The organism is Parabacteroides sp. CAG:2 (assembly GCF_000436315.1).
Lineage (GTDB): Bacteria > Bacteroidota > Bacteroidia > Bacteroidales > Tannerellaceae > Parabacteroides > Parabacteroides distasonis.
The window spans coordinates 657-17,871 of the sequence record NZ_FR885289.1; the positions used below are offsets into that span (position 1 = coordinate 657).

The 17,215-nt window shown below is 47.0% G+C and carries 14 protein-coding genes and 1 riboswitch; of the genes, 2 read left to right on the forward strand and 12 right to left on the reverse strand.

The window, feature by feature from the left end; all coding sequences use genetic code 11:
* Positions 1 to 603: 603 nt before the first annotated feature.
* The 4 genes from QVP94_RS08730 to QVP94_RS08745 form a co-directional block, all read right to left on the reverse strand.
* A complete protein-coding gene (locus QVP94_RS08730; RefSeq protein WP_022192391.1) occupies positions 604 to 1,536 on the reverse strand; it encodes a tyrosine-type recombinase/integrase in 933 nt (310 codons plus the stop codon).
* A 117-nt stretch (positions 1,537 to 1,653) separates the two neighbouring features.
* Positions 1,654 to 3,813: a M3 family metallopeptidase gene (locus QVP94_RS08735; protein ID WP_008779651.1), complete on the reverse strand. Its 2,160-nt coding sequence runs from the start codon at positions 3,811 to 3,813 to the stop codon at positions 1,654 to 1,656.
* 41 nt (positions 3,814 to 3,854) lie between these two features.
* On the reverse strand, positions 3,855 to 5,975 hold the full coding sequence (locus QVP94_RS08740; RefSeq protein WP_022192392.1) for a M3 family metallopeptidase: 2,121 nt from the start codon (positions 5,973 to 5,975) through the stop codon (positions 3,855 to 3,857).
* A 164-nt stretch (positions 5,976 to 6,139) separates the two neighbouring features.
* Positions 6,140 to 6,319 carry a hypothetical protein gene (locus tag QVP94_RS08745; protein WP_005857938.1) on the reverse strand — a complete coding sequence of 60 codons (180 nt, stop codon included), beginning with the start codon at positions 6,317 to 6,319 and terminating at the stop codon, positions 6,140 to 6,142.
* 108 nt (positions 6,320 to 6,427) lie between these two features.
* Here QVP94_RS08745 and QVP94_RS08750 point away from each other — a divergent pair, with 108 nt between their 5' ends.
* On the forward strand, positions 6,428 to 7,375 hold the full coding sequence (locus tag QVP94_RS08750; protein WP_005857940.1) for an NAD(P)H-dependent flavin oxidoreductase: 948 nt from the start codon (positions 6,428 to 6,430) through the stop codon (positions 7,373 to 7,375).
* 66 nt (positions 7,376 to 7,441) lie between these two features.
* On the opposite strand, the gene QVP94_RS08755 is transcribed toward QVP94_RS08750, so the two are convergent.
* From QVP94_RS08755 to QVP94_RS08770, 4 genes are all read right to left on the reverse strand, one after another.
* Positions 7,442 to 8,626 carry a TolC family protein gene (locus tag QVP94_RS08755; protein WP_011966526.1) on the reverse strand — a complete coding sequence of 395 codons (1,185 nt, stop codon included), beginning with the start codon at positions 8,624 to 8,626 and terminating at the stop codon, positions 7,442 to 7,444.
* A gap of 5 nt (positions 8,627 to 8,631) precedes the next feature.
* On the reverse strand, positions 8,632 to 11,715 hold the full coding sequence (locus tag QVP94_RS08760; RefSeq protein WP_022192393.1) for an efflux RND transporter permease subunit: 3,084 nt from the start codon (positions 11,713 to 11,715) through the stop codon (positions 8,632 to 8,634).
* Positions 11,716 to 11,730: 15 nt separating this feature from the next.
* Complete coding sequence (locus tag QVP94_RS08765) at positions 11,731 to 12,933, reverse strand: efflux RND transporter periplasmic adaptor subunit (protein WP_022192394.1); 1,203 nt, start codon at positions 12,931 to 12,933, stop codon at positions 11,731 to 11,733.
* A gap of 78 nt (positions 12,934 to 13,011) precedes the next feature.
* Entirely contained in the window at positions 13,012 to 13,416 is a 405-nt protein-coding gene (locus QVP94_RS08770; RefSeq protein WP_022192395.1) for a DUF6769 family protein, read from the reverse strand.
* 70 nt (positions 13,417 to 13,486) lie between these two features.
* Here QVP94_RS08770 and QVP94_RS08775 point away from each other — a divergent pair, with 70 nt between their 5' ends.
* A complete protein-coding gene (locus QVP94_RS08775) occupies positions 13,487 to 13,906 on the forward strand; it encodes a hypothetical protein (RefSeq protein WP_022192396.1) in 420 nt (139 codons plus the stop codon).
* A gap of 56 nt (positions 13,907 to 13,962) precedes the next feature.
* On the opposite strand, the gene QVP94_RS08780 is transcribed toward QVP94_RS08775, so the two are convergent.
* From QVP94_RS08780 to QVP94_RS08795, 4 genes are all read right to left on the reverse strand, one after another.
* Positions 13,963 to 14,733 carry a sulfide-dependent adenosine diphosphate thiazole synthase gene (locus tag QVP94_RS08780; RefSeq protein ID WP_005857953.1) on the reverse strand — a complete coding sequence of 257 codons (771 nt, stop codon included), beginning with the start codon at positions 14,731 to 14,733 and terminating at the stop codon, positions 13,963 to 13,965.
* A gap of 62 nt (positions 14,734 to 14,795) precedes the next feature.
* Positions 14,796 to 14,892: riboswitch (TPP riboswitch) on the reverse strand.
* A gap of 90 nt (positions 14,893 to 14,982) precedes the next feature.
* Positions 14,983 to 15,507 (reverse strand): IbrB-like domain-containing protein, encoded by a 525-nt coding sequence (locus tag QVP94_RS08785; protein ID WP_005857955.1) that lies wholly within the window; start codon positions 15,505 to 15,507, stop codon positions 14,983 to 14,985.
* Positions 15,491 to 16,792, reverse strand: a complete 1,302-nt coding sequence (locus QVP94_RS08790; protein ID WP_005857957.1) for a DUF3440 domain-containing protein — start codon at positions 16,790 to 16,792, stop codon at positions 15,491 to 15,493. Before QVP94_RS08790 ends, QVP94_RS08785 begins: the two co-directional genes overlap by 17 nt.
* Complete coding sequence (locus QVP94_RS08795) at positions 16,789 to 17,193, reverse strand: hypothetical protein (RefSeq protein WP_022192397.1); 405 nt, start codon at positions 17,191 to 17,193, stop codon at positions 16,789 to 16,791. The genes QVP94_RS08790 and QVP94_RS08795 overlap by 4 nt, the downstream gene beginning before the upstream one ends.
* Between the last annotated feature and the right edge of the window lie 22 nt (positions 17,194 to 17,215).

Below are 17,215 nucleotides of genomic sequence, written 5' to 3' on the forward strand. Positions count from 1 at the left end.
CCAGCCTCTTGATCACGTCGCTTCAGAACATGCGCCATGAACCTATCCGAGCACTTGCCTGTCAATATATCCATCTCTATGATTATCTTTTCTAGTGGTTATCCCGTGGCCCGAAAACAGACCCCATGGCAATTCAGAGCCCTACCAAGAATCATTTATATCATCTTGATAAACAGTGCTTTACATTTTTAAATATGGTATTACTGAAAATTACCATCTCTTGAAATCTTAGGCTACTTGGGGAGTAGCCTAAAAGGTGCGAGAACGGTTATCACCCGGTTGTAGAGACGGAGCGTGCTCCGTCTCCCACCGTCTGGGAGTAACTTTAAATACCATTTTGAGGGGATGAGACGGGGCACGCCCCGTCTCTACAGGAATACATATACAGATTATGAGGCATGGTGGAATGATACCTAGAACAAGGATTCATCTTGCCCGCATCACCATGTCTATACGTCTAGGATAAAATGGGAAAATCAAAGAATAGAAAGGGTCAAACGCCTAGAATGACTAAACAAGCCGATTTGTTTGTTTGTTTTTAGTTATTTTTTACTACATTTGCGCCATGAAAGAATACGCTACTCCCCAAGTAGCCTACTCCCTTTACCCTACTTTCGGTACATGATTGTACACACTCTCAAAACAAATTTTATTCACCGCAGACATCTTTTCCAACGAGAAACTTTTCAAATAGATTTGTGTAGTCTTGATCGATTTATGGCCCAATAGTTCGCTGATCATCTCAATCGGGACATCCTGTTCCTTCAAAATCATCGCAAAAGAATGACGGATCGAATATGAGGTGATCGGGATAGACACACCGCAGGCTCTCGCCAACCTCTTCAAGTTCCGGTTAAAATGGGCCAAAGCGGAAGTGTACTCCTTGTAGGCTTCTTTTCCCACTTTCATCCCCTTCAAGAAAGGAAACAAATAGGGTGAGTCCTTACCTACATCACTTGACAGTTCCCTCAGCGACTCCCATGCGGTAGATTGTACCTCTATAAGCATCGGAGTACCCGTTTTCTGGCGTTTATATTGCAAAACCCCACCCCGGACATTCTCCTTTTTCAGATGAGCGAAATCCACGAATGCCATACCGCAAAACTGGAACATCAGGCACAATGCCTGCCGTGTTTTTCTCAGTTCCGGATCATCTAATGGGGCCGTCATCAGAGAACGTAATAAATCCTGTGGTAACGCCTTTTTGCGTTTGCTCTCTATACCCGTGAAAACTCCCTTAAATAAATAAGGGATATAGGGGGCCAGCCCTTCCTCCACCGCCATGTTGTACACACAACGGATCCGACGCATATAGGTCGACACCGTGTTCCATGTACATCCTTTGTTCAACAAAAAGGCCTGATAACGCCGAAGGTTCTCCTTATTGACATAGATATAGGGAATTACCTCCAACCCACAAAACCGCATGAATGAGTTTAATGCATCCTGATAGCTCTTCGCCGTGGAATAACGCCCATCCATACGCAACTTATAGATATACAGCCTCATTCCTTCTACTAAATCCTTTTTCTCCATACTATCGCTATTTTTTCGTGATAAAACTTAGCAAATGTAATACAGATCCGGGAGGCTGAGCATATACAAAAAAAGGCGAACCAACCGGTCCGCCTTTATAAAATCTCCATTTCTAGATTATTTCAGTCCTCTATTCTTCAGCAACGGATCCGTACCCGGTTCCTTGCCACGGAAATTCTTGTACATATCCATAGCGTCGTCGATACCGCCCGGGGTCAGTACGTATTTACGGAATTTATCGGCACATTCTTGGTTAAAGATGTCGCCGGTTTCCTTGAATGCCTCGAAAGCGTCGCAATCCAATACCTCGGCCCAGATGTAGCTATAATAGCCGGCAGTGTAGCCGCCACCCATCGTATGGTTGAAGTAAGTCGTACGGTAACGGGAAGGGATTTGTTTCAGCAAACCACGACGGCCTAACGTCTGTTGCTCGAAATCCATCACATTCAAGTTGGCCGGAACATTATTCGTCTGGTCAACGAACTTGATCACTTTCTTATCCGCCGCATCACCACTGACCGCATGGAAATCCATATCCAGATAAGAAGCCGCCAGATACTCCGTCGTAGCGAAACCTTGTCCGTACTTACCGCTCTTATCCAACTTCTCGATCAACTCGGCCGGGATCACCTCGCCGGTCTGATAATGCTTAGCGTACACCTTCAATACTTCCGGCTCGAATACCCAATGCTCCATAACCTGTGAAGGCAACTCCACGAAATCACGAGGAACACCAGAAACACCGGAGTAATGCACGTCACGGAACAAGCCGTGCAAACCATGACCGAACTCATGGAACAATGTATTCGCCTCATCAGCGCTCAACAACGCAGGTTGTCCCGGAGCGGGCTGGCTAAAGTTACAAACGATCGTTACGACCGGAGCCACACGCTTGCCATCCTTATAAGCCTGCGGACGATAAGAACCGCACCATGCGCCACCACGCTTGCTGGCACGAGGGAAGAAATCGAAATAAATAACGCCCAAATGAGAGCCATCCTTATCTTTGCACTCAAAAGCCTGCGCTTCCGGATAAGGCAACGGGATATTACGGATCGGGGTGAACGTGATACCATATAACTTATTAGCTACATAGAAAGCACCCTCACGAACATTATCCAACTTCAAATAAGGACGAACCTCATTCTCATCCAAATTGAATTTAGCCTTCTTGGCCTTCTCGAAATAATAACGCCAATCCCAGCCCTCGGCCTCGAAATTGCCGCCTTCTTTCTTGATCTCGGCGTTTATATCGGCCAATTCCTCTTTCGCTTTCGCCAAAGCAGGCTTCCAAACCTCATCTAACAATTGATAAACCTTATCCGAGCTTTTCGCCATACGATCCTCCAACACGAAAGAAGCGTAATCATCATAGCCCATCAACTTCGCTTTCGCCAAACGAGCGGCAACCAAATCACGAACCACTTCCTTGTTATCGTTCTCATTATTATTATTACCACGGTTGATATAAGCGTTGAACATCTTCTCACGCAACTCACGTTTATCGGAATATTGCAAGAACGGCATCACGCTCGGGTTCTGCAAGGTAAATACCCATTTGCCTTCCATCCCGGCATCCTTGGCCGCTTGAGCGGCGTTAGCGATCAAGGTCTCGGGCAGACCGGAAAGATCCTCCTGCTTGTCGATCACCAATTTAAAAGCATTCGTCTCTTTCAGCATATTCTGTCCGAAAGTAAGCTGTAGCATGGAGATCTTACTATTCAACTCACGCAATTTAGCCTGATCCTCAGCGGAAAGATTAGCGCCACCCCGAACGAAGTCCTTATAAGTCTCCTCCAACAACTTCATTTGCTCTTTATCGAGGCCCAACTCATCCTTCTTATCGTATACCGCCTTCACACGAGCGAATAATTTCGGATTCAAGTTGATATCATCACTATATTTTGACAATAGCGGCGACATCTCACGGCTTAACGCCTGCATCTCATCATTCGTATTCACGCTATTCTGTCCACCAAAAACGATCTGGACCTTCCTAAGCAACGCACCCTGCTCATCCAAAGCGACAATCGTATTCTCGAACGTAGGCTCCTCCGGGTTATTCACGATCGCCTCGATCTCCTTACGTCCCTCTTCCATGCCTTGCAATAGGGCCGGTTTGTAGTGCTCGAACTTGATTTGATCAAAAGGTGGAACTCCAAACGGGGTGGTATATTCCGCAAAGAACGGGTTCTCCCCCTCCACGGTCTTCTTTTCGGAAGTACCGCAGGCAGTAAGCATAACGGCTAATCCTGCTGCCATAATTAATTGTTTCATCTTTACTGATTTTTTGATTTATGAGTTATAAATTGTTCTGCTCATTTTAGCCCTCTGTTCTCCAACAGCGGATCGATGCTTGGTTGTTTACCACGGAAATTCACGTACATATCCATAGCATCATCGATACCGCCCGGAGTTAATACATATTTACGGAATTTAGAGGCAACCTCCGGATTGAAGATATCACCCGTCTCCTTATAAGCTTGGAAAGCGTCGCAATCCAACACTTCCGCCCAGATATAGCTATAATAACCGGCGGTATATCCACCTTCCATCGTATGTCCGAAATAAGTGGAGCGGTAGCGAGACGGAATCTGACGGATCAGACCACGATCGCCCAAGACCTTCGCCTCAAATTTCTCGATATCCAAATCGGCAGGGATCTCTTTCAATACATGATAATCCATATCCAGATAAGAGGCGGCCAGATACTCCGTCGTAGCGAAGCCTTGTCCATACTTGCCACTCTTGATCATCTTGTCTACAAGGGCTTGCGGTATTACCTCGCCGGTCTGGTAATGTTTAGCGTACACTTTCAATACCTCCGGCTCAACGGCCCAATGCTCATCGACTTGCGAAGGTAGCTCCACAAAGTCACGAGGCACATCGGACACGCCATAATAATGAACGTCGCAGAATAAACTATGTAGGGCATGACCGAACTCATGGAATACGGTCTCGGTCTCGTCGGCCGTCAAAAGCGCCGGTTGTCCCTCCGCCGGTTTACTGAAATTAAACACGGTAGTAACCACCGGGGCTACCCGTTTCCCATCTTTATACGTTTGTGAGCGGTAACCGCCGCACCATGCGCCACCTCCTTTGCCCGGGCGGGTAAAGAAATCCATATACAGCACGCCCAGATGCGTACCATCTTTATCCTTGCACTCGAAAGCGAGAGCGTCGGGGTCCGGTTTCGGGATGTCCTTGATCTCGGTAAACGTGATACCGTATAATTTATTGGCTACATAGAAGATGCCCTCACGTACATGTCCCAACTCAAAATAAGGACGCATCTCGTTCTCGTCCAAGTTATATTTCGCTTTCTTGGCTTTCTCGAAATAATAACGCCAGTCCCAGCCCTCGGCCTCGTAATTACCGCCTTCCTTCTTGATCTCGGCGTTGATATCGGCCAATTCCTCTTTTGCTTTCGCCAAGGCAGACGGCCAGATTTTATCGAGCAAGTCGTACACGTTCTTCTCGTTCTTCGCCATATTCTCTTCCAATACGAAAGCGGCATAATCCTCATATCCCATCAATCGGGCTTTCTCCAGACGAGCGGCAACCAGCTGCTTAACGACCTCCTTATTATCATTCTCATTATTATTGTTGCCACGATTCGTATACGCCTTGAAGATCTTCTCACGCAAATCACGCTTATCGGCGTATTGAAGGAAAGGCATCACGCTCGGATTATGGAGGGTAAACACCCACTTACCATCCAGACCATTCTCTTGGGCCGTTTGCGCCGCCTTGACGATCACGTCTTCCGGCAGACCGGATAAGTCCTCTTTATTATCGATCACTAATTGGAAATCGTTGGTCTCTTTCAGGGTATTCTGTCCGAAAGTAAGTTGGAGCATGGATATCTTCTCGTTCAGCTCACGCAACTTCGCCTGCTTATCCTCCGGCAGATTGGCTCCTCCCCGGACAAAGCTTTTATAGGTTTCCTCCAACAGCTTCTTCTGTTCCTTATCCAGATGGAAGCTCGCCTGATTCTCATATACGGATTTCACCCGGGCGAAAAGCTTGGGATTTAAGCTGATATCATCCGAATGTTTGGATAAAAGGGGATAAAGCTCACGTTCGAGCTCTTGGATCTCGTCCGTGGTATTCACACTGGATTGGCCACCGAAAGCATACATTACTTTAGTAAGCAACTCGCCACTTTGGTCTAAGGCCACGATCGTATTCTCGAATGTCGGCGCATCCGGATTTGCCACGATCGCCTCGATCTCCTTCGACTGCTCTTCCATGCCTTTCAAAAGAGCCGGCTTGTAATGAGCCACCTCGATTTGGTCAAACGGAGGCACCCCGAACGGTGTCGTATACTCCGTAAAAAACGGATTGGGTGTAGCGCCTTCCGCTACATCGCTTTTCTTTGAGGAGGAACAAGCTCCCAAAATAACCGCTAAACCTGCGGCCATAAGCGTTTTATTCATGCCATTGTTATATTAGAATTACAATGGACAAAGATAACGAAGTTTTGCGTTACAATTCTATTTCAAATTGTTATTATTTAGAATCCGGAAAAAGATTTTCACAATTCACACAAAAAAGATCCCCAAAGGGAGATCTTCCCTTCGGGGACCCAATATGCATTCATTCAATGTTCAATCGAATCGCTCTCTATACCGTCCTCGATATTTTCATTTTCGATCGTTTCTTGTAAATCTTGAATGTCATTAGACGTGTAATCATCCGACAATACCGAATTGGTAGACATGGTCTCATCGTGAAGATCATCGCTCTCATCCCATAACGTTTTCATTATATTCTCTGGCATATCTCTTATATTTTAAAGTTATATGCCTATTCAACAACCTCGACAAAGAAATTGTTGTTCCAATAAAAATAGTTCACTAATTTTAGCGAGATTAACGCAAGAAATAATATGAATCGAATTTGTAGTCTTTTTGGTATTCAGTATCCCATCATACAGGCGGGAATGGTTTGGTGTAGTGGTTGGCGGCTAGCTTCAGCGGTTAGTAACGCCGGTGGATTAGGATTGATCGGGGCAGGCTCCATGCACCCGGAAGTGCTCCGGGAACATATCCGTAAATGCGAGGCGGCGACCGACAAGCCTTTTGGCGTGAATGTCCCGCTAATGTACCCGGAAATCGATACCTTGATGCGGATATTGGTGGAGGAAAAAGTGAAGATCGTATTTACCTCCGCCGGTAACCCGAAAACATGGACAAAGTATTTGAAGGATCATGACATGACGGTCGTTCACGTGGTAAGCAGCTCTAAATTCGCCACGAAATGCGAGGAGGCCGGAGTGGATGCCATCGTTGCCGAAGGCTTCGAGGCCGGCGGGCACAACGGACGGGAGGAAACAACTACGATGTGCCTGATCCCCGCTGTCCGGAAAGCGACCTCTCTCCCCCTTTTGGCGGCAGGAGGTATAGGAAACGGTCAAGCGATGCTAGCGGCACTCGCACTAGGGGCCGACGGCGTACAGATAGGCACTCGTTTCGCCTTGACCAAAGAAAGCTCGGCACACGAGAATTTCAAGAAACTATGCTTGAATCTTAAGGAAGGCGATACGAAGTTATTATTAAAGAAACTGTCTCCTACCCGTCTGGTAAAAGGAGATTTCGCTACGGCAGTGGAAGAAGCGGAAGCCCGGGGAGCGTCCGTGGAAGAATTACGTGAGTTATTGGGCAAAGGACGTGCCAAGAAAGGAATCTTTGAGGGCGACCTAAAGGAAGGCGAGTTAGAGATCGGACAGGTAGCGTCTTTATTCTGGGAGGAATTATCCGTGGAAGAGGTGATGAAAGAATTGATCCGTGACTTTAAGCTATCCTTAGAGAACGTAAAAACACAGTTGTGTTCGTGAGAAAACACAACTGTATCTGTGGATAAGCACAACTGTGTTCAAGAGAAAACACAGTTGTGTTCCTTATCATAATCGATACTTATACAATTGCGCCATGACCTTTTGGTATTGGTTTTGCAATTGCAGGTAGTTTTGCACGCTTTGGTAATAGGTCGTCACATCCACGAAATACTCGATCATAGAGATTTGCCCGGCCTGTATAGCCTTGTTCAACAAGACCAAGCTATTCTGCCTTTTCAGCACATCCTTATATTCATCGATAGATTTCTTTAAGGAGACAGACTGGTCATATAGCTGCCTCAACCCATTCTCTACCGTGAAAGAAGCGCTCTCCAACTGCATCTCCGTATAGCGGGCCTGAGCCTTCGCCTGTTTCACGTTATTACGGTTCGAGAACAACGGGATGGTGATTCCTACCAAGAAACCATTGAAACGCTCTCCACCCGAGGCGGGATTCATACGATACCCTAACTCAAAGCCGGGCAGACCTTTCGCCTTATTCACGCTCACCTGCCGAAGAGCTGTCGTCTGGTCGCTACGCAAGGTCTGTAATTGCGGATCGGATTGCATCGCCTCCGTCCGCAGCTCATCAAAGGAAAGCACATCCTTATCCGGCAAGGCGTAAACCGTATCCGTAAACTCGATAGCGATACCGCCGTTCAGGGTAGCCAGCTCCTGCAGCTTGGCAATACGGGAAGTCTCGTTCATCCGGGCCTCTGTCCGAGCGTTCAATAATTCCAGATCGATCTTGTTTGTCTCAAGGATATTCGCATTTCCTTTCTCCAAACGAGTCGCATAAAAAGCGGAAAGTTGCTCGGCGTTCCTAAGACGGGTATCCAATAGGTTCTTCTGCTGGTTCAACAGCACCAAATCTAGGCAAACCTCTTTCACCTGCAACAAGATTTGCTGACGAAAAGCCATCCCTTGACGATCCAAACCCGCGGATTTCGCCTTCGTCAGCTTATGCTTCCGGACATATACGGACGGGAAATCAAAGCTTTGGGAAGCCACGAACTCGCCCGTGAATCCCATCCCTTCTTTATTCCCCCAGAAATGCGAATAAGAGACCGAAGGGTCTGGCAAATTATTATCCAACTTCGCCTCCAGCTTCTGCGACTGGACCAACTGGCTGTTCGCCTGTAAATCCTTATTGTTCGCCTCCACGCTCCGGAGCACGTCCTCTATAGAAGTCTGGGCGGAAAGGCCGCCTGTCAATACAGACAAGGCGGCGACTATAATATATGATTTCATAAAACTTATTCTTTATTCTTGTTCATTATCAGATAAACAATCGGGATGATGAATCCGTTTAAGAACGTAGAGGTTAATAAACCACCCAAGATCACCGTCGCCATCGGGCTTTGGATCTCATTCCCGGGAAGATCGCCATTCAACGCCAACGGGATCAACGCCAAGGCGGAACTCAACGCCGTCATCAAGATCGGGTTCAAACGGTCTAGGGAACCTTGTATCACGGACTCTCGCAATCCCATTCCCTCTCCACGCAAATGCGTATAGTGGCTGATCAGTAGCATACCGTTTCGGGTAGCGATACCGAACAAGGAAATGAAACCGATAATCGCCGGGATACTGATCTCGCCGGAAGTAAGCCATAGGATAATCACGCCACCGATCAACGCCAACGGCAGGTTCAACAAGATCACGCCACTCTCCTTCACGTCCTTGAACTCATTGTACAGTAACATGAAGATCACCAATAACGACATCAACGACGTCAGCAATAAGGTACGGCTGGCCGCCGCCTCGCTCTCGAACTGGCCGCCATATTCGATATGGTATCCCTCCGGCAAACGGATATTAGCCTCTACCCGATCCTGTATCTCATTAACCACACTTCGCAAGTCACGTTCCGATACATTGGCGCTAATCACGATCTTACGTTGCACATTCTCACGATTGATCGTATTCGGACCGGTCACCGAACGGATATCGGCCACGTAGCTTAGCGGCACTTTCTGTCCGGCGGCATCGATCATCAGATTGCTAATATCATCCATCGTGGCACGGCTAGCGTCGGAGGTCTTCACGGTCAGGTCGAAGCTCTTGCCATCGTCGTACACCTGACTTACGGCCTCTCCACCCAACATCACATTGATATATTCCTCGAACTCCGGCAGGGGAATGCCATATTTAGCCAGCAACTCACGTTTCGGGGTGATTGTCAACTGCGGACGCTCGATCTGCTGCTCTACCTTCAAGTCCACCAGACCCGGGATCGTTTGGATAGCGGCCTTGATCTGGTTACCGACCGTAAACATCAGGTTCAAGTCCGTACCAAACAATTTGATAGCGATATTCGCCTCCGTGCCGGAAAGCATAGCGTCGATACGATGGGAAATAGGTTGCCCGATCTCTATATTAGCGCCGCTGATCGTAGATAACTTCTTGCGGACATCATTCATCACCTCATCCCGACTACGGTCTTGCAATTCGAAAGGAGCCTCGATCTCGGAAACATTCACGCCCAAGGCATGCTCATCCAATTCCGCACGACCGGTCTTCCGAGCCACAGTCTTTATCTCGGGCACTTGCAACAGCAACGCTTCCGCACGGCGTCCGATCTGATCCGACTCGTCCAAGGAAATTCCCGGAAGTGAACTTACGTTGATCGTAAAAGAACCCTCATTGAACGGGGGCAAGAAACTACGACCCAAATGAAAGAAGATCACCAAGGCGACCACAAACAAAGCGATCGTGGTACCTAGCACCCATTTCTGGTAAGCCAACGCTAACTCCAAAGCCCGTTTATACACCACCTTCAACTTCCGGGCTATCCAAGCCTCACGCAGTTCCTTCATTCCCGTCGCTTTACGGTTCAGCAAATAGCTACAAAGCACCGGGGTCAAGGTAAGCGCCACCACCGTAGAAGCAAACAACGCCACGATAAAAGCGATACCCAGCGGAACCAACATACGGCCTTCCATACCACTCAAGAAGAACAAGGGCACGAAGCTCACCACGATAATCAAGGTAGAGTTCAAGATCGGCATACGTACCTCACGGGAAGCGTCGTAAACCACCTCCAAGGTAGAGCGTTGCTGATCCGGAGGCAAGAGCCGGTTTTCCCGGATTCGTTTATACACGTTCTCCACGTCCACGATAGCGTCATCCACCAAGGAACCGATAGCGATCGCCATACCTCCCAAGCTCATCGTGTTAATCGTCAATCCCATGTAGTGCAATACGATGATAGAGACCAGCAAAGATAACGGCAAGGCTACCAACGAGATCACCGTCGTACGTATATTCATCAAGAACAGGAACAAGACGATCACCACGAAGAAACTACCCTCAAACAAGCTCTTCTTTACATTATTAATAGAGTTATCGATAAAATGACTCTGGCGGAATATATCCGTAGAGACATGTACATCCGCCGGCAAGTTCTTCCGCAAATCGACAACAATCTCGTCCAGCTTCTCCGTCAACTTCTCCGTACTCGTATCCGGCTGTTTGGTCACGGTAATCAGCACGGCTGGCTTTGTCCGCTCGGAAGCGGTTCCCAGCTTCGGGCTTTTACCGCCGATCTTAACCGTAGCGATATCACCCAGCGTAACCGGATACTCATTCACGGTCTTCACCACACCCTGAGCGATCTCCTCCGCCTTCGAAGTCGATAAGACTCCTCGGATGATGTATTCGTTCGAGAACTCATACAATACACCACCATTGGCGTTCCGGTTCATATTCCGACAAACATCCAACACCTCGTTCAACCCTACACCGTAGTGCTTCATACGAGCCGGGTCCAACAAGATCTGGTACTCCTTAATATCGCCACCGATCACGGCCACCTGCGCCACACCGCCCGTAGACAACAAACGGGGACGGATCGTCCAGTCGGCGATCGTACGTAAGTCCAACAAAGACGTGGAATCGGCGGTCAAACCGAGGATCATCATCTCACCCAAGATGGATGACTGCGGGCCTAAGGTCGGTTTACCTACGTTCTCGGGAAGGCTCTCACCCAAGACTGCCAGTTTCTCGGACACGATCTGACGAGCCCGGTAAATATCCGTACCCCAATCAAACTCTACCCAAACCACGGAGAATCCGGTGGTAGACGAGGAACGTACACGCCGCACGTCCATCGCACCGTTCACGGCAGTCTCCACAGGGAATGTCACCAAGCGTTCTACCTCCTCGGGAGCCATACCGTTCGCCTCGGTCATGATCACGACCGTTGGGGCGTTCAAGTCCGGGAACACATCCACGTCCGTATTAAACGCCGTGTACGTACCCCAGATCATCAGCAATAGCGCACAAACCAAGATTACCAACCGGTTGTGCAATGAATAATAAATTATCTTATTTAACATGCAACGTCCCTCCTATTAATGGCTATGGCTATGAGCCGGTATCGCGTTAGAAGCGGAAGACAACTTGATCTGGTAAGCGCCACGGGTCACGACCTCATCGCCCGGTTTCAATCCGGAAAGGATCTGTACCTCCGAGCCGTTATTCGCTCCCAGCGTCACCCATTGCTTCTTATAGCCTTCCTCATCCAGACGGATAAATACCGAATAAATGCCCTGCTCCTCGATAAGGGCGGAGACAGGCACGCTCAAGACATTCTCCATCGGCTTTGTCAACAAAAAGATCTCCACGAAAGAACCGGGGATAACCGCTCCTTTATTATCGAACTCGAAAGTCACCGGTACATAGAAAGAGTTCATATCGGAAGCCTTTCCATACGATAACAACCGTCCACGCAAATCAGACAATTTATAGAGAGCGTTATCATACGGAGTCATGAAATTAGCGGTTTGGATCATGGGAAGATCGTTGTAATACCTCTCAGACACGTCCGCACGCAATACCAAACGATTGTTTTGCGAGATCGTAGCCAAAGGCTGACCTACGGATACATAATCACCCTCTTTCACTTGGATGTTCTTCAAGTAACCGTTCAAGGGAGAGACTACAGACACGCCTTTCGCCGTCTGTTTTCCCGCTATCGCCTCATAAGCGACCTTGGCGTTCTCGTAATTCAAGCGGGCCTGCTCGAAATCCTTGGCGGATACGATCTTATCGCCTACCAAGGCTTGCATACGCTCGTATTCCTTTTTCGCCGTCTCATAAGCGAATTTAGCCTTTGCCGCCACGTCTCCATCAGAGAGGGCGTTGGAAGCGATACTCAACACGGCCTGTCCCTTGCGTACCGCCGTACCATCCACGAATGGCAAGCTACCAAACGAGATCACGCCGGGGACGGTAGCGACGATCACGGACTCCTCCCCTTGCGCCGCCATTACTCGTCCGCTCGTCTTAATCACATCCGTGAAAGGAGCGGGATTAACCGTTACAGTCTGCAAACCAACGGCCTCGGCTAAAGCCTTCTTAAAGACAATCTCGCCGGGATGGGTACCACCGGCCTCATGCTCATGGTCATGGCCTTCGTGTTCATGTCCCTCATGATCATGATCGTGAGCCTCTAATTCATGATTATGCTCATCGTGTCCGGCTTGCGACGCATTTCCCGCACAACCGGCAAACAGGTAAGCGCACATCGCACCTACCAAATATATTTTCTTCATTGTGTAAAAAATCTTGATATCGTTAATAATAAATAGATAGGGGCAAGTCTATCCTCACCCGCTCTCACAAACGAGGTATCAAGACATAGGAGGGGCACGAAGTCCCGAGGCACTCACTATCCAAGCGTCGTGCAGCGACTCAATGTAGGGGGCGTTCTCGTGATCAAGGAGCTGTCCGCAAAACGCCGGTTCAGGTGGATAAATGTAATCAAATAAGACGAGTAACGGCATCAGATGTATATCCACATCTCCATCCATAAAATGAAAAATATGCGTACTGAAATAGGCCAAGTTATGCCCGTCGCAACCGCAATCATGCGTATCTGTGCTTTTATCGCCATGCGCTTGCTCCGCGGTCAAGGATTGATAACAAGGCATCCCGTCCCGGTGATGATGGTGAGGGATAACCACAGAAAGCAACGCCAAGATGCCGGCCATCAGCACCACGTATTGTACAATCCTCTGTTTCATTTTCTCACGCATGGCACAAAGATAAGGATATTTTTCCGTTTTTTACATGAATGTTGTAAGTTTGCGGTAAATAAAAAGATAGATGAAGTTTGGAGTAAATAAAAAGGTATTATTATATACCGCCGGTTGCGTATGGATTTTCGCCGGTATCAATATCTTACGCATCGGTATCGTCACATGGTTAAACGATACCCATTATTGGTTATTCAAGATCGGGGAAGCGACCATCGTTTTCTTGCTTTTCTTCAATTTGGTCTTTAAACGGCTTTTCTATAAACATTCCGAACGGATCTCCCGGAAAAACGGGAAACATTGCCCGTTCTCTTTCTTCGACGTGAAAGGTTGGATTATCATGATCTTCATGATCGCTTTCGGGGTCACGATCCGCGCGTTCCATTTACTGCCGAATTCTTTCATTTCCGTATTCTATACGGGATTATCCACGGCGTTGATCATAACGGGATTCTTATTCTTGAGACAAGGAAAAACCGTTGGGAATTGAGAATTGAAAATTAAAGATACAACAATCTATAATTTTCAATTCTCAATTCTCAATTTTCAATTCCCAAGTTTTTCGCAGATCAACTCAGCAGCCTTCTTGCCGCTCATCAGCATGCCTCCAAAGATCGGTCCCATACGGAAGCTACCGCTTACGCCGTTAGCGGCCATACCGGAAACGAATAATCCCGGGTAGATCTCCTTCGTGTTCTCCACCGTTGTCTGCTCACCCAGCTCCACATTCAAGGAACGCTCGCCGATCACGCCTCCGGTCGGTGTATTCAATTGGATATCATTCTTACGGGCTACCACACGGGCAATCTCGCAATCATGCCCCGTACCTTCCAAGACAGCCTTTGCCATGATCGTCAACGGATCCACGTGCATCCCCTCACGGATTACCGGAGCCCAGTTCACTACCACACCGGCTACGGCATCGTTATGAAACACCACGTCCTCTACCGAATAGCAGTTAAAGATCGTAGCGCCCGCCTTCGTCGCCTGATAAATCAAAGCGGAAGTGGTATGTACCGAATCCATGATATACGTGCCGTTAGCACCCTCCTTATAGCTTACGCCCAATTCCTTGATAATCGGCATAGCCTCTTCCTGCACCACGATATCGTTGAACATCATAGCGCCGCCCCACATACCTCCACCGGGAGCCAGCTTACGATCAAACAACGCCACCTTCTTACCGGCTTTCGCCAAGAAATAAGCGGCCACGATACCGGAAGGTCCCCCTCCCACGATCGCTACATCCACAGACAAGTTGCTCTTCAACTTCTCGAAGTAAGAGTCAATGATTCCACTTGAAACAATCTGTTCCATCTTAATAACTAATTAAAGTTTAAACATCAGGGAGCACATAGAGGTAACGCCCCCTTTATTTCCTAGTTCTACCTTATTTTCCCTTCGCCGGCATTACCCGGATCAGGTTCGATGGGTATAATCTCAGCCCGTATGACTCGGGCACCCCTATGTGAAAAGTCGGGGGCAAATGTACAAAAAATTAGTATATATGTACTCAACAGAGCCATAAAAGGCAAAAAACGCTCAGCCAAACAAAATGTAAGAAGCTTAATCTTCTTCCGACCAGTCATCAGACCAACCGAATTCTTTATCCCGGAATAATTCAGCTAATCCCGAAATCTGCTTGAACCGAAGTAACTCATTTTTATCCATTCCAATATTACGCATGATCCACTTATCAGACATCCCAGATTTGACCAACTCCGTAACAATCTCCGTCATAAGTTCCAAGTTGTGCATCCCTCGAGCCCTGTTATGGCGAATGGTTGAAGCCATTCGGTTTGAAATATCTTTCTCAATCACCGTTACAGGCAACATTCCTTTCTCACGATCATAAATCCTTTGAGATTGCTTCATAACCAGATAACGATGATAACCATCTACTATCTCATATAAATCATCCTCTTCAAGATAATAACAGACGCAAGGCATCGTATAGCCATCCTCCCAAATGGAAAGTTCCAATAATCGCATTTCCGGTGGTGCCATGATATTAGGGTTATAGCTGTTGGCTACAATTTTTTCTATAGGGACAGCCCTAACACCATATGCCGGACTAACAAAGTTTCCCATGCTTATAAAAATTATATTTGTCCATTACTTCTTTTCTCATATCCCTCTCTCGTTTTGTCTGGGAAAAACCCATATACTTACATGTATGATCGTTTTTCAAAATACAAACACACATACGTTTGTAAGTAGGGATTTCTTTAAACTCGGGTATATTGATATCATCGATATACTCCATCCGTACCGGTTTCTTATCCGTATGGTAAGCGGTACATTCTTCCACAATGATAGGAATATTAGCCGCCCGTAACTTAGCGATAGTCTCCTCACTGAGGCATCCTCCTTTTTCTCTCCAGAATTTACGGCTGACTCTTAACTTATTCAAATAGTTCTCACGAGTTTCTTCGGGTAAAGTATTTAGGAGAAAATACATATATTTCTCCCAAGAGAACCCGGCTGGGCACTTGATAGCCCTCCATCCCATAGCGGAGGTATTCCCATATATACCGGCAAAGCCAACACCGTTTACACGTCCAACCATCCGCCCCCACATGTCGGGATCGACAACTTTGTAAATGAACAGTGTGGATATCGCTTGGGATATGAATGGGCTCGCCACACGTTGCCGGGACAAAGGCACCCCTGCTTGATAATACAAATCATACAAATGATTATATGTCCAACCGAACTTTCCGTTCGCTATCCAGATATCCTGAGTTTTCCAATCATAAATAGGATATGCGTTATATATAGAATAATTCATTCTGCGAGTCCATTTATAATTAGCTAGTTTTCTGTAATTCTTATCACTATGTATGGCCCGCCACCTATTAAAACTCTCTTGGGTACGGATACCAACAAGGCAACATATACGCCGGCCCATTTTCCGTTGATACAACCAAAAAGGGAACATATTCTGAAAATCATAATCCCACATGTCCTCCTTGAAAAAGTCAAAGTCTTTCGCCCGGAGACATGAATGGGGCATCTCTCGAACCCAGATATCCCGGTACTCCTCGCTCCAAGGTCTCCAATATTGTTGAAACATAGATGTACATGTCTGGACTTTAAAAGGAACACAACAATGATAAATATCAAGGATATCGGAATTAGCGGCATAAACCTTTTCCACATATTCGGTCGTCTGGCTGTATTGAACCTCATAATCCATATGAAATACACCTAGTTTTCGTCCCGGAGCGTATCTACGAATATAATCTACACACAAATTCAACAGTACACCGCTATCCTTTCCGCCGGAAAAAGAGACGTATACGTAATCGAAATAATCAAAAATGATCTTCAATCTTTTCTCTGTCGCCTCGTACACATCCATTCTTCGCATCATGACTCTACCTCCGGTAAATAATGCATTTTATCATAATTTTTCCACTCAACACATGTCTGGAACTTTTTTTGTGAGAACACTTTTACATGACGTTTATGCACAACAGCCATAAGTGAAGCTTGAGATGAATAATCCTTTATGACTTCTTCAAGAAGTTCACTCAATACCGAAGGATCATCACCACTCACGAAATAATTGTCTATAGAGTAATAGAGATGTCCTTTTTTTACAGGCATAAAACCAACAACAGCTGTTTCATGAAAGGCTATATACCAAACGTGGCTACGAGATGTTTTAAAAGGGTAATTGTTATTTTGTCGCAAAATGGCTGGATTCATGACCAAAGGTGCGACAAGTTCATATAACAATTTGTCCGTTCCCTGCAATGTCATAATTTTCATGGTCTGCACTTAATAATATTAC

Coding starts and splice junctions, on each gene's coding strand:
- QVP94_RS08730 (WP_022192391.1), bottom strand. CDS start 1,536: ATGGAGAAAAAGGATTTAGTAGAAGGAATGAGGCTGTATATCTATAAG.
- QVP94_RS08755 (WP_011966526.1), bottom strand. CDS start 8,626: ATGAAATCATATATTATAGTCGCCGCCTTGTCTGTATTGACAGGCGGC.
- QVP94_RS08760 (WP_022192393.1), bottom strand. CDS start 11,715: ATGTTAAATAAGATAATTTATTATTCATTGCACAACCGGTTGGTAATC.
- QVP94_RS08750 (WP_005857940.1), top strand. CDS start 6,428: ATGAATCGAATTTGTAGTCTTTTTGGTATTCAGTATCCCATCATACAG.
- QVP94_RS08780 (WP_005857953.1), bottom strand. CDS start 14,733: ATGGAACAGATTGTTTCAAGTGGAATCATTGACTCTTACTTCGAGAAG.
- QVP94_RS08785 (WP_005857955.1), bottom strand. CDS start 15,507: ATGGGAAACTTTGTTAGTCCGGCATATGGTGTTAGGGCTGTCCCTATA.
- QVP94_RS08745 (WP_005857938.1), bottom strand. CDS start 6,319: ATGCCAGAGAATATAATGAAAACGTTATGGGATGAGAGCGATGATCTT.
- QVP94_RS08765 (WP_022192394.1), bottom strand. CDS start 12,933: ATGAAGAAAATATATTTGGTAGGTGCGATGTGCGCTTACCTGTTTGCC.
- QVP94_RS08735 (WP_008779651.1), bottom strand. CDS start 3,813: ATGAAACAATTAATTATGGCAGCAGGATTAGCCGTTATGCTTACTGCC.
- QVP94_RS08790 (WP_005857957.1), bottom strand. CDS start 16,792: ATGATGCGAAGAATGGATGTGTACGAGGCGACAGAGAAAAGATTGAAG.
- QVP94_RS08775 (WP_022192396.1), top strand. CDS start 13,487: ATGAAGTTTGGAGTAAATAAAAAGGTATTATTATATACCGCCGGTTGC.
- QVP94_RS08740 (WP_022192392.1), bottom strand. CDS start 5,975: ATGAATAAAACGCTTATGGCCGCAGGTTTAGCGGTTATTTTGGGAGCT.
- QVP94_RS08770 (WP_022192395.1), bottom strand. CDS start 13,416: ATGCGTGAGAAAATGAAACAGAGGATTGTACAATACGTGGTGCTGATG.
- QVP94_RS08795 (WP_022192397.1), bottom strand. CDS start 17,193: ATGAAAATTATGACATTGCAGGGAACGGACAAATTGTTATATGAACTT.